8 protein-coding genes are annotated in these 13,508 nt (G+C 47.3%); 5 read left to right on the top strand and 3 right to left on the bottom strand.

What is annotated here, in order from left to right; all coding sequences use genetic code 11:
• The first annotated feature begins 188 nt into the window (after positions 1-188).
• Together ACQ5BJ_RS23265 and ACQ5BJ_RS23260 are read left to right on the top strand one after the other, a co-directional pair.
• On the top strand, positions 189-758 hold the full coding sequence (locus ACQ5BJ_RS23265) for a TetR/AcrR family transcriptional regulator (protein ID WP_268599331.1): 570 nt from the start codon (positions 189-191) through the stop codon (positions 756-758).
• Positions 755-1,840 carry a serine hydrolase domain-containing protein gene (locus tag ACQ5BJ_RS23260; RefSeq protein ID WP_005542939.1) on the top strand — a complete coding sequence of 362 codons (1,086 nt, stop codon included), beginning with the start codon at positions 755-757 and terminating at the stop codon, positions 1,838-1,840. Before ACQ5BJ_RS23265 ends, ACQ5BJ_RS23260 begins: the two co-directional genes overlap by 4 nt.
• Before the next feature lie 86 nt (positions 1,841-1,926).
• Here the strand turns inward: ACQ5BJ_RS23260 and htpG are convergent, their stop codons facing one another.
• Complete coding sequence (htpG, locus tag ACQ5BJ_RS23255; RefSeq protein ID WP_005542941.1) at positions 1,927-3,804, bottom strand: molecular chaperone HtpG; 1,878 nt, start codon at positions 3,802-3,804, stop codon at positions 1,927-1,929.
• A gap of 327 nt (positions 3,805-4,131) precedes the next feature.
• On the opposite strand from htpG, the gene ACQ5BJ_RS23250 reads away from it, so the two are divergent.
• The 3 genes from ACQ5BJ_RS23250 (at position 4,132) to ACQ5BJ_RS23240 (ending at position 10,615) form a co-directional block, all read left to right on the top strand.
• The gene (locus tag ACQ5BJ_RS23250; protein WP_430112585.1) at positions 4,132-5,589 is read left to right on the top strand and encodes an esterase-like activity of phytase family protein; all 1,458 of its coding nucleotides are present in this window, start codon (positions 4,132-4,134) and stop codon (positions 5,587-5,589) included.
• 175 nt (positions 5,590-5,764) lie between these two features.
• A complete protein-coding gene (locus tag ACQ5BJ_RS23245; protein WP_268599333.1) occupies positions 5,765-8,104 on the top strand; it encodes a S9 family peptidase in 2,340 nt (779 codons plus the stop codon).
• Between the two features lie 180 nt (positions 8,105-8,284).
• Positions 8,285-10,615 carry a S9 family peptidase gene (locus ACQ5BJ_RS23240; protein ID WP_268620077.1) on the top strand — a complete coding sequence of 777 codons (2,331 nt, stop codon included), beginning with the start codon at positions 8,285-8,287 and terminating at the stop codon, positions 10,613-10,615.
• Positions 10,616-10,874: 259 nt separating this feature from the next.
• Here ACQ5BJ_RS23240 and ACQ5BJ_RS23235 read toward each other — a convergent pair whose 3' ends face one another.
• Positions 10,875-11,825, bottom strand: a complete 951-nt coding sequence (locus tag ACQ5BJ_RS23235) for a helix-turn-helix domain-containing protein (RefSeq protein WP_005542947.1) — start codon at positions 11,823-11,825, stop codon at positions 10,875-10,877.
• Between the two features lie 202 nt (positions 11,826-12,027).
• Entirely contained in the window at positions 12,028-13,443 is a 1,416-nt protein-coding gene (locus tag ACQ5BJ_RS23230) for an erythromycin esterase family protein (RefSeq protein ID WP_430112582.1), read from the bottom strand.
• Positions 13,444-13,508: the final 65 nt, after the last annotated feature.

The following is a 13,508-nucleotide window of genomic DNA, read 5'->3' as shown; positions in this document are numbered from 1 at the left end:
AGCTTATTCTATTTCGTTAGATTGGCTATGAAGGAAGTTGGTTCCATCTACACGATATTTAATTTTGGAATCTCATATTTTTCTGAGTAATGGAAAATTCACCTGCCACATATATACTGAATATATAAATATCAATTGATATGTATCAGACGATATTTCATTGGATACCCACTGGGGAGGAACGAGCTATGCCGCCTAAGACTAAATTTTCGCGGGATACGATCATTGATGCCGCCTTCAACATTGCCATGCGAGAAGGAATTTACAGCATTACAATCCGCAAGGTCGCGGAATATCTGGGAAGCTCAATTGCGCCTATTTATGTCAACTTCACAGATGTCGGAGAGCTCATTCAAGAGGTCGTAAAGCGTATTTTTGCTTTCAGCGACGAATATCTTCTCAGTCAGGATACGGGACAGCCTTTCCACGACATTGGTGTTGCCACTCTCCGCTTCGCTCGCGAATACCCGCTGCTGTTCCGCGATATGGTCATGAGACCGAACCCCTATTTGCAGCATGAGCCTAACGAAATGAATGGATTTATCGACAGAATGAAAACCGATCCGGAGCTTACCGATTTCACAGATGAAGAGCTTATACCTATCCTGCTTAAAATGCGAATATTCACGTTAGGTCTGTCCGTCATGACCGCAAATGGCCTGCTGCCGGAAGGCTTCAACGACATTGAGGTCATGGACAGTACATCCGCCGATATCATCGCTGCCGCCCGCATGCGGCAGAAAGGGGAACGAATATGAATCGTCAGGAAGCAATGAAACAAATTGAGCGGCAGTTTAGAGGCGTTATACAACGCAATCGCAAGCTTCACAATGCCTATTTCCTCGTGCATTGCGAGCCCTTGGGCATTCATTTGAACATTGCGGAAGGCAAGACACGAGACCAGTCAGCCCTTCCACAGCAACGCTATTATATTGCCAGCATAAGCAAGCTGTTTACCTCAGTACTTATCGCGATGCTCGCAGAAGAAGGCAAGCTCTCCTACGAAGACCCTATCCATCGTTACCTTCCCCCTGATCTGATGCACAAGCTGCATATTTACAAGGGAACTGATTACTCCAATCAAATCCAAATCAAGCATCTGCTCAGTCATACCTCCGGATTACATGATTACTTCGAGGATCGACCTAAGCAAGGCCCACGAATGCTCGATCTGTTCACCTCGGAGCCTTCGCGCCAATGGACGCCGCAAGAGGTCATCCAATGGTCCAAGGAGCATTTAAAGTCGCATTTCCCTCCCGGTCAGGGAATTCATTATTCGGACACCGGATACCACTTATTAGGCCTACTCATTGAAAGCATTACATCCACTCCGCTCCATGAGGCGTTTCGGCATTACCTCTTTGAACCGCTGCAGCTCCATCATACGCATATGGCTTTTTATTCAATGCCGGCTGAAGAAGATCCTTACCCCATAGCCGACTTATACGCCGATCAGACCGTTATCACCGATTACAAAAGCATCAGTATGGAGTACGCAGGCGGTGCCTTGATTTCGACCTCCGATAATTTGCTGACATTTATGAAGGCCCTTACGGGCGGAAAACTGATATCCGCGGACAGCTTCCAGCGGATGCAAGTATGGACGAAGTTCAGACCGGGTGTGGACTATGGCTACGGCATTGTCCGTTTTCGGACTGTCCCACTCTTTCTCCCTGCAAAGTATAATGTGTGGGGCGCATGGGGCTATTCCGGAACCTTTATGTTCTACCACCCTGCTCTTGATGCCTATCTGATTGGCAGCTTAAATCAACTGCGATCCACCGCCAAGGCAGTTCGCATCATGTTCAAAGCCATCGACGTCCTTCTGAGATGCAAATAACAAACGCAAAAACCCGCTGCCAGCGTTAAGGCCGACAGCGGGTTATCATCCATCATGTTTCATTGTTATCGAAGAAGACCTCTTCGTTACACCATAATTTTGCACATATCGTTCGTGAATTCTACCGGATCCTGCAGCGGCAAGCCTTCAATCAAGAGCGCTTGGCTGTACAGCAGGTTCGTATACAGACTCAGCTTCTCTTGATCGGATGCATGAGCGTTCTTCAGGGATTGGAATACCTCATGGTTGACGTTGATTTCGAGCACCTTGTCGGCTTTCACCGCTTGGTTGTTCGGCATTGCGTTCAACACTTTTTCCATCTCGATGGAGACTTCCCCTTCCGCAGACAGGCATACTGGATGGGACTTCAAGCGCTTGGAAGCTTTAACGCTCTTCACCTTGTCCTTCAAGATGTCCTTCATCGCCTCGAACAGTTCCTTGTTCTCGTCTTGTTCGTCAGCAGACTTGTCATCGCCATCGGACTCGATACCGAGATCGCCGCTCGATACGTTCTTGAATTCTTTCTCCTTGTACTTCATGAGCATCTTAATTGCGAACTCATCAATGTCGTCTGTGAAGTACAGAATCTCATAGCCCTTATCCAACACAAGCTCAGTTTGCGGCAGCTTCTCGATGCGTTCGATTGATTCGCCAACTGCGTAGTAAATGTATTTCTGATCTTCTGGCATTCTTGCTACGTACTCATCAAGCGATACCAGCTTCTTCTCCTTGGAGGAGTAGAACATGATCAGGTCTTGCAGCACATCCTTGTTCATGCCATACTCGCTGTACACACCATACTTTAACTGTCTGCCGAACGATTGGAAGAACTGTTCATACTTCTCTCTTTCGTCCTTCATTAAGGATTGCAACTGGCTCTTGATCTTGTTCTTGATGTTCTTCGCGATCAAGCTCAATTGACGATCATGCTGGAGCATTTCGCGCGAGATGTTCAAGGACAAATCTTCGGAGTCGACCATCCCTTTCACGAAGCTGAAATAGTCAGGAAGCAGCTCCGCACATTTGTTCATAATCAAGACACCGTTTGAGTATAGCTCCAGCCCTTTTTCATACTCCTTCGTGTAATAGTCGAATGGTGTATTTTCTGGAATGTACAAGATCGCGTTATATACAACAGCGCCGTCTGCGCTGATATGAATGTGCTTGAGCGGCTTGTCGAAGCCGTAGCGTTTCTCATTATAAAAATTCTCATAGTCCTCTGTCGTCAGTTCGTTCTTGTTTTTGCGCCAGATTGGAACCATGCTGTTGATCGTTTCTTCTTCCTGATACTCCTCAAGCTCCTTGTCATCGTCTTCCTTCGGACGATGCTTCTTCACGTCCATCTTAATCGGATAACGGATGAAGTCCGAATATTTCTTAATGATCGATCTCAGACGATATTCTTCCAAATATTCGTCGTACTGATCTTCCTCCGTGTTAGGCTTGATTTTCAAAATGATGACGGTACCCGGCTCATCCTTTTCGCTCGGCGTAATCGTGTATCCGTCCACGCCCTTCGATTCCCATTTAAACGCCTCATCGCTGCCGAACGCCTTACTAATAACGGTTACGACATCAGCAACCATGAATGCGGAATAGAAGCCTACACCGAATTGACCGATAATGTTATGGCCGTCCTTCGCTTCGTTCTCCGTCTTAAAGGCAAGGGAACCGCTCTTCGCGATGATACCAAGGTTGTTCTCCAGCTCTTCCTTCGTCATCCCGATCCCTGTATCGGCTATTGTCAACGTACGACTCTCTTTATCTACCGATACTTTGATGAAGTAATCTTCTTTATTGAATACCACACTGTCATCGGACAAGGCCTTATAGTACATTTTGTCGATCGCGTCGCTTGCGTTGGAGATAAGCTCTCTAAGGAAGATTTCGCGCTGCGTGTAGATCGAGTTAATCATCATTTCCAACAAACGCTTGGATTCTGCTTTGAATTGCTTCTTAGCCATGAATAAAAATCTCCTCTCGTATTTTCATTTCTTTGCATATTAGGCATTTGTCATAGTAGGTTATGAATTAGCACTCCACCACATAGAGTGCTAACAATATATTTAGTGTACCTAGTCTATTTTTTGCTGTCAACTATATTACGAACATAATTGGGAAATTCTGATTTCAACTTTCAATACCTATCTATTTCATTTACAAACTCTCAACTTTTTTCTTACATGTCCTTAACTCTTCCATTACATATCCTTAACAAGCGGTTGCTATAATCCAGGTGAATATGATAGGAACGCACATATTATAGATTCGCCTTATGGAGGGACATACAAATGAAAAACAAAGCAATAATTGCGCTAGCTGCAGCAGCGCTCATATTGACCACTAGCACAGGAATTTCCTCTGTCCATGCAGCTGACAGTGTAATGCCGGCCAATCATATTACATACACGAACAACGGCAAGATTGTAACTCCTGCCTCGCCTGCCGTCGAAGTCGACTCTCGCTTATATATGCCTCTACGCGCACTTGGTGAAGTCACTGGAAAATATGTAGATTGGGATGAATTCAGAGGCAGTGTTGCCTTGACGGAAAAGCCTGAACTGACTGGAAAATATAAGCTCAATGCAGCGAACTTGGCTGAAGGCATTAAGATGGGCATTGGCTCTTCCTTGACGCATGTGCCCGGCGATCCTGACAATGTGTTCTACTCCACTGCCGACCGTGGACCGAACGGTCAAGTCGAAGCAGGCGGCAAAACTCGCCGGACGTTCCCGTTAGCAAGCTATACGCCGAGCTTATACAAGATTCAAATCGATCAAAGTGAAATTAAAATTTTGGAGCAAATCCCGCTCAAGGTGAATGGCAAAAATCCGACGACCGGAAATGCGCATGTTACAGGACTCCCCAATATTAAAGGTCGTGATGAAGCCCCATTCGATGCAAAAGGGGAAAAAGGCCTCGCTTATGATCCTTACGGACTCGATATCGAGGGACTCGCCTATAATGCCAAGGATGACACGTTCTGGATTTCAGATGAATACGGTCCATCGATCGTGCATGTAAAGCGTGACGGTACGATTATTGAGCGCATTGTCCCGAAGGGATGGGCGGCTCAAGTATCTGCGCCGCTCGTTCCAGCTAGAGAAGTGCTGCCTGCTGTGTACAATAAGCTTCGTCAAAATCGCGGTGCTGAAGGTGTTGGCATCACGCCAGACGGCAAATATATGTTCATGTCGATGCAGAGCCCGCTTCGCAATCCAGACAAGTCTGCAGACAACTCGCGTCAACTGCGCATCATCAAGCTAGACCTAGCTACGTTACAGCCTGTTGCTGAGTATGTATACATGACGGAGGATGCCAAGCAGTTCACTGGCCTAGAGCAAGCGGACATTGTAATCTCCGACTTGGTAGCTGTCAACGAGAATACACTGTTGATTGATGAGCGTGACAAAAATGCAGGCGATAAAGCTCAATTGAAGCGCATCTATGCCGTCGATCTCACTACGGCTACAAACATTCTGGGCAAGTATGACGACGAGAAGGCTGGCGAAACGCTGGAGCAAATGTCTCTTGCCGATTTGAAGTTAAGCAATATTTTACCGCTGGCCAAGCGTACCGTGCTGGATGCTGTTGAACATAGGTACCCTTATGAAAAAATCGAAGGCGTGTCCCTTGTCAATGGAAATACGCTGGTCATCGTCAACGACAATGACTTCGGTGTAGACAGCCCAACAGCCGATAATGGTACGGAGCTGTGGACGTTCAAGCTTCCTTATACCATTCGATAATATTTCCACCAATTGCAGCACCTCGGAACCGACACTTTCGTCGATCCGGGGTGTTAATGTATATTTCACACGATTCCAAGTAAGCTACCTCTTATATGCAAATGATCCAATACTAAACAGGTAACTCTAACATATACATATATGGGTCTGTACATATAAGGAGGTTATTCAAGCAATGAGAAAGCAAATCCTATCCGCCACGCTTGCTGCACTGCTCGCTGCATCATTCCCGCTCACCGTTATCGCACAAGAGAAAGCCGCTGCTGCAACATGGTACACAGAAGGGATCCAATCCCTCATCTCCAAAGACATCCTTTCCGATCAGGCAAAGCCAACATCCACCGTCCCGGTTAAGGATTTCATACGCTACGCTGCACTATCGTTCACCTACCAGCATGGAATTGATCCGCTGAAGGCAGCTGAGAATGAAGGCTGGATCACAGCTGATGAGTTCACATCCCCCGATGCTCCGATTACACGCGGAGAGCTCGCCCGTATCCTCGTGCGCGCCTATGATTCCGAGGAACGGGAACACAGCGAAAAAACATTGGCCGAGTATACGCAGCGTGCGAAAGCTCTAGGCTTGCTTATCGGGTATCCGGATGGCAGCCTGCACGAAAATAAAAATGCAACGATTGGCGAGGCCGCCTCAGCACTAAGCAATCTGCGTAAGCTCCGGCTAGCTCAAATCGACAACAAGGGTGTGCCGCTCATTTCTGTTGAGGATTTCATGCGCAACCCAGGCAATTTCTCGTATCAGTTGTCCACAGACGGCAACCATATCTCCTACGCAGCGCCATGGGAGAGCCGGATGAATGTATTTGTGAAGAAGATGGATGGCTCCAGCGAGCCTACTCGTGTCACAAGCTCCAAAGACCGCGATATTGCCGGCTTCTTCTGGAAGGGCGATCACATTCTTTATTTGAAGGATAAGGGCGGAGATGAGAACTACCATTTATATTCGGCAGCCTTCAATGGCAATGCGGAAAAGGATCTGACACCATTCAATAAGGTTCGAGTCGGCATAGTCAACATACTTTCCAATGTGAAGGACGAAATTCTGATTACGATGAACAAGGATAATGCGAAAGCATTCGATGTATATAAGCTGAACGTGAAGACAGGGGCAACCAAGCTTGTAGCGAAGAACCCTGGCAACATTCAAGCCTGGATTGCCGATCATAATGGCGCCATCCGTATGGCGATAGCTTCTGACGGACTTGAAGGAGCCATACTGTATCGCGATTCTGAGGATGCTGAATTTAAACCGTTTATCAAAATCGATTCAGGGGATACGGTCAATCCGCTTGGCTTCACGAAAGACAATAAACACATTTATGCGATTACGAATAAGGGGCGCGATAAAACTGCGCTCGTCCAATACGACCTGCAAGGCAAGGAACAGCTTATCTATTCCCATCCTGAGGTTGATCTGGATCGTGCGGTGTATGACGACAAGCAGGATAAGCTGCTCATGGCTTCTTATGTGACAGACAAGACGCATCTTAACTTCTTCGATGCCGGTTTCGAAGCTCTGCACCACAAGCTCCAAACCAAATTACATGCATCGGAAAGCGAAGTTCATATTACGGATTACAACGAGGACAGAACGAAATTTATCGTCGCTGTATCCACTGACAAGGTTCAAGGCAAATACTATTACTACAATTCGACAACCGATCAACTGACCTTGCTTACGACATTAAGCGACTGGCTGAAGCCTAACAATCTGGCCGACATGTACCCAATCTCCTATAAGAGCAGAGATGGCTTAACCATTCATGGCTATTTGACATTGCCTAAAAATAAACGCCCTGAGAATCTGCCGCTGATCGTCAATCCACACGGAGGACCTTGGGCACGTGACAAGTGGGGCTTCAATCCGGAAGTCCAACTGCTCGCGAACCGGGGCTATGCCGTGCTTCAGATGAATTTCCGTTCGTCCACCGGCTACGGGAAAGCATTTATCGACGCAGGTGATAAGCAATGGGGACGCGATATTCAAAATGACATTACAGACGGCGTCAAATGGGCAATCAAGCAAGGCATTGCAGATCCAAACCGCGTCGGCATTTACGGCGCGTCATTCGGCGGATACGCTACACTTGCCGGCATTACCTTCACGCCTAACCTCTATGCAGCAGCCGTCGATTATGTGGGGGTGTCCAACATCTTCACTCTACTGAATACGCTGCCCCCTTATTGGGAAGCGAACCGCAATATGTTCTATGCACGGATCGGGCATCCTGAAAAGGATAAGGAGCTGCTTAAGGCTGCATCTCCTGTATTCCATGCAGATAAGATCATTACACCGCTCTTCGTCGCACAAGGAGCAAATGATCCGCGCGTGAATAAAGCTGAATCCGATCAGATTGTAGACGCACTCAAGAAAAGAGGCATCGATGTGCAGTACATGGTGAAAGACAATGAAGGCCACGGCTTCCAGAATGAAGAGAACCGCATCGACTTTTACAATGCCATGATCAAGTTCTTGGATACCCATTTAAAAAAATAGTCCCCATTCATAAAAGGGCTCTTTCCCATAAGAAAGGGCCTTTTTATGAATAAATGACGATGAATAAAAACAATATCTCCTTTCTAACTGTTATATTTTACATGAATCCTGCAATCCCAATATTTACGTATATATTTGGAGTAGTTTAAATTATGAACATATACAAAGGGGTTCAGGTCATTGAAAAAGAAATGGATTGCTGCCTCACTTGCAGCTGTGCTTGCTGCATCACTGCCGGCGTCTGTCATGGCGCAGAAGCCAACCGAAGCTACAATTTGGTACCAAAATGGGATTCATGCGCTTACGTCCAAAGGAATTTTGGATGAACATGCAAAGCTGACGTCTACGGTCTCCGTAGACGAATTTGTCCGCCTTGCCGTCTTGACGCTCACGTACCAACACGGCATCGAGCCGATGAAGGCTGCTAAAAATGCAGGTTTGGTAGCTGACGGGGATTTCACATCTCTTGATGCGCCGATTAAGCGCGGCGAGATTGCCCGCATTCTCGTTCGTGCGCTTGGCAAGGAGCAAGACGAGAAGAGCTTGACCGATTACGCGGAACGCGCCAAGACGCTGGGCTTACTCAAGGGATTCCCTGATGGGAAACTGCATGAGAATAACGCTGCAACGCTGCGCGAGGCTGCATCCGCACTTGAGAACGTTGTAAAGCTGAGCCGATCCGGTATCGACAATAAGGGGGTGCCGCAAATTTCCGTCGAGGATTTCATGCGCAACCCTGGAAGCTTTTCCTATCAGCTTTCTCCGGACGGCAATTATATTTCCTATGCAGCGGCGTGGGAAAATCGCGCGAATGTCTTCGTACAGAAGATGGACGGTTCCAGTGAACCGGTACGCGTAACGAGCTCCAAGGATCGCGATATTTCCGGCTTCTTCTGGAAAGGCGATCATATCCTCTACTTGAAGGATAAGGGCGGAGACGAGAACTTCCACCTGTACTCGGCGGCGTTCAACGGCAATGAAGAAAAGGATTTAACGCCATTCGATAAAGTTCGTGTCGGCGTAGTCAGCACACTGTCCGGCGTTAAGGACGAGATTCTCGTCTCTATGAACAAGGAAAACGCCAAGGCATTTGACGTGTACAAGCTGAACATCAAGACAGGCGAAACGAAGCTTGTCGCGAAAAATCCGGGCGACATTCAAGAATGGATTGCCGACCATGACGGCAAAATTCGTCTTGCCGTTGCTTCAGACGGCATCGAAGGTGTCGTATTGTACCGGGCTACAGAGGAAGAAGAATTCAAGCCATTCATTACGACATCAGGCGGCGACACCGTTAGCCCGCTCGGCTTCACCAAGGACGACAAAACGATCTATGCCGTTTCGAATAAAGGACGCGACAAATCCGCGCTCGTCAAGTACGATCTTCAGGGCAACGAGCAGTTGATCTATTCCCATCCGGACGTCGATTTGGCAGGAGCGGTGTATGACCATAAGCAGGATAAACTGCTCATGACTGCCTATATAACGGATAAAGTACATGCGAAATTCTTTGATGAATCATTCGAGGCTTTGCATAAAAAGCTGCAGCACAAGCTGCAAGCAACAGAAAGCGAAATCGGCATCAACGACTACAACGAAGACAAAACAAAGCTCATCGTCAGCCTATCCAATGATAAGGTGCAGGGCAAATACTATTACTATGATTCTACAACGGATCAATTGACGCTGCTCGCCAACCTGAGTGACTGGCTCAATCCAGAACAGATGGCGGACATGCACCCGATCTCCTATAAGAGCAGAGACGGCTTGACGATTCATGGCTACTTAACATTGCCGAAGAATAAGACGCCGGAGAATCTCCCTCTGATCGTGAATCCGCATGGCGGTCCATGGACCCGCGACATGTGGGGCTTCAATACGGAGGCTCAGCTGCTGGCTAATCGCGGATATGCCGTTCTGCAAGTCAATTTCCGCTCCTCTACGGGTTACGGAAAAGCATTCATCGACGCCGGCAACAAGCAGTGGGGCCGCAACATTCAAAATGACATCACGGATGGCGTACAATGGGCAATCAAGCAAGGCATCGCCGATCCGAAGCACGTCGGCATTTACGGTGCATCATTCGGCGGATATGCGACATTAGCCGGCATCACGTTTACGCCAGACATGTATGCAGCCGCCGTCGATTATGTCGGGGTATCCAACATCTTCACTCTGCTTGATACATTGCCGCCTTATTGGGAAGCGAACCGCAACATGTTCTATGAGCGCATCGGTCATCCGGAGAAGGACAAAGACATGCTGAAGGCCGCATCTCCTGTATTCCATGCGGACAAAATCGTGACACCGCTCTTTGTTGCGCAGGGCGCCAATGATCCGCGCGTGAACAAAGCAGAGTCCGATCAAATCGTCGAGGCCCTCAAGAAGAGAGGCGTAGACGTTGAATATATGGTGAAGGACAACGAAGGCCACGGCTTCAACAATGAAGAAAATCGCATCGAATTCTACAATGCCATGGTGAAGTTTTTGAATACACATCTGAAACCTTGATTCGTATCACCTGGACGTATTTGCCATCAATAATGTAAAAAAGATCGGGTTTCAGCAGTCAGATGTCTCTGATGCGCTGAACCCGATCTTTCTTATTTTCACTATCCATATCTCTCCATACGATGCAGCTATAGCTGCTCACTACTTACTAGGAGCTATTCCCTCCCTATTTGCTGCTCATCTATCTACTGAGGGCAAGGGTTCACAATTTTTTCTATCATTTCACATGGCATCATACACACTCTGGGTCTGAGTTCATCTACGTATGCTGCCACACAGACAAAGCGTTCTTTTTGAAATGACTCGGTGTGACTCCTGTCTTGCGCTTAAAAACTCGGGAAAAATACGGAACGTCATTAAAACCCACTTGGAAACATATATCCGTTACCGACATATCGGTATCGAGCAGCATGGCGGCCGCCTTGTGAATCCGAAAATCGACCAAATAATCATTATATGTTTTGCCAGTGAAGCGCTTAAATAAATCACAGAAGTACGTCTTCGAAATATTAAATCTGCGGCATATCAGTTCCAAGCGAAGCTCCTCATTATAATGCTCATGAATATAATGAATCGCTGCCGTCATTAATTCCTTAAATTTGCCCAACCGGTCATCTGCATCATCGGAATGGCGCTGTCGATCCATCTCTCGTACTAGCAGTGTCATCAGCTTCAGCAAGTCCGCCTTGAGCACCAGTTCATAATAACGGTTGCCCTGTTGATACTCGTCCAGCATATCATGTAAAATCTTCGATACTTCCATATCGGTTGCGCCAGACAGCGCCACCTTCGGGGTCACATGCTCCTCATCCAGCATGAACTGCTCCAGATAGGAGTAGTCGAACTTGCCCCTGCTGCCATTGTGCGGCTGGTACTGCTCATCAATGAAATGCGGGAGGAACTCAAGACCGATAATATCAATTCCCTGACCAGGCACCAATGTCACACGATGAACAGCATAAGGAGGAATAACAAAAATATTGCCCTTCACCATTCGGTACGTACGATTATTAATCGTATGCATGAACTCGCCCTTCACCACATACCAAATTTGAAAATAGTCATGCGTATGATCACGTATGCTGCCGCCAGCTTGGTTCCATCGATAAATTTTAAAAGGCAGCGGTGTTCCGATCTCGCTCTCAGCACGATAAAATTGGACTTTCTGTGGCATGGGCTTCTGCATCAACTCACGACGCTCGAGCATCATCGGTTCCCCCTCCTTCCTCAGCCTCTGCTTCATGTCCTTCCCATCCAAGTCAGACTGGAAAAGAATACTCTCCTATCATATCATGATTGGCTGAACAGGAGATAACGTAAGTGGAATGCGAGGGGAAATAGCAGGAAAATCCCCTTTCTCAGATATGCAAAAAAAAGAGCTGCATCCCCTATGCAGCCCCTCATTTCCAGCCTTATTTCGCTATTCGCTGTGACGGGTGAATCGTATCAACGAATAATATACCGTCATATTGCTCACGAACGATCATCGTTTCTTCAAGCATGCCCCACGCCTTGGCAATACGAGGGGTGAACATCCATGATGTACGCGGGTCAAGCTTAACTTGCATGAGATCAAGGAACTGATAGGCATGACCTCCCGCCTTCAGCAGCTCTTCTATACTTCCTTCATTGTGAGGTTGTGAAATTCGCTCGGTTTCCTTGCTGTTCTTGCTGGAGCTTCCCTGATAAGCATACAGACCGATCACATAATTGTCCTTCCGCAGCGAGAACGGCAGCATCTCTCCCATCGTTGGATAAGGATTATTGTCGAAGCCGAAGCCATTATGCTCAGTCACCATCGTCGAGTTATGCTTCCGTACATGATAATTGTGTCCCCATACGATGATCTTCTTATCTGGATACAGTTGCTCCGCAAGCCATGCCGCATTGCTCGCCATCTGCTGATCCCGTATATAACTTGCTTCTTTCATTTGGCGCTCAGGTTCAATACCGGCGAACAGTTTCACCATTCGTCCACAGTACATTTCCAGCATATCGATCCGGTTCTGCAACACACGTTCCGTGACTGTCACCAGCTCTGGATGCTCTGGATACACAGCCTGCAGCTTCACTTTGTTTTCCCTTAGAAACATCTGAAACAGGCGATACTTCGCAATCAGTTGAGGTTGTTCTCGATTGAAGCGATCCATGTCGTTATAAGTATGTACTTTCAAATACCAACGTTCCGTTTGCACAAACGATACCGCTTTACTCTTGTCTGCATGCGCGAACCATTTCTCCATGAAGGTAATAAACGGCTCTGTAGTACCTTGCACATCAATCCCCGTCAATATGAGCGGTCGTGTTGTCTTGCTTTGCTCTACGATATATTCAAAGAGCGGCAAGTTCTCCTCGACCTGCCATACGCCAAAAATGGAGTTCTTCATCATTTCAGCAGGTGTATGATTGCGGGCTTGTACAAATGCGGCAGTCGCCTCGCCCAGATTCGATTCAAAAGCGAGGACATCGTACCCAAGCTGCTCATGCAAAAATTGAACCAGCCGAACCTTCACCGAATTATATTCCGCTGCACCATGCGATGCTTCTCCTAAGCTGATCAGGCGTTTATGCTGCAATAGCGGCTTCAGAAATTGTAAATCCTTGAATCGTTCAGCAGCCTTCCGATCTTTATCAAAGTTTACAACGCCCCCTGCAATCGGCTTCACATGTTCCTTCACCCACTGCTTCCATTGTGCGATTGCGATTGCACTTGCCATTCCTGCTTCTTCCGTGTCCGCACTGCTGGCTGCTGCATTGCTGCTTATAGAGGCGCCAGCAATTATGCAAGCTGCTGCTCCGATTGCGAACACTCGCTTCCATCCTATCATTCGCTCCACCTTCCGGTTAGGTCTAGTTGTTCTCACATGGACAGCATATCTCGGGAAGGTTAAAT

The organism is Paenibacillus sp. B1-35, assembly GCF_050474385.1.
GTDB classification, from domain to species: Bacteria; Bacillota; Bacilli; order Paenibacillales; family Paenibacillaceae; genus Paenibacillus_B; species Paenibacillus_B alvei.
Note: the sequence above shows the minus strand (reverse complement) of the source record. Positions and strands in the feature narration are given on the sequence as shown.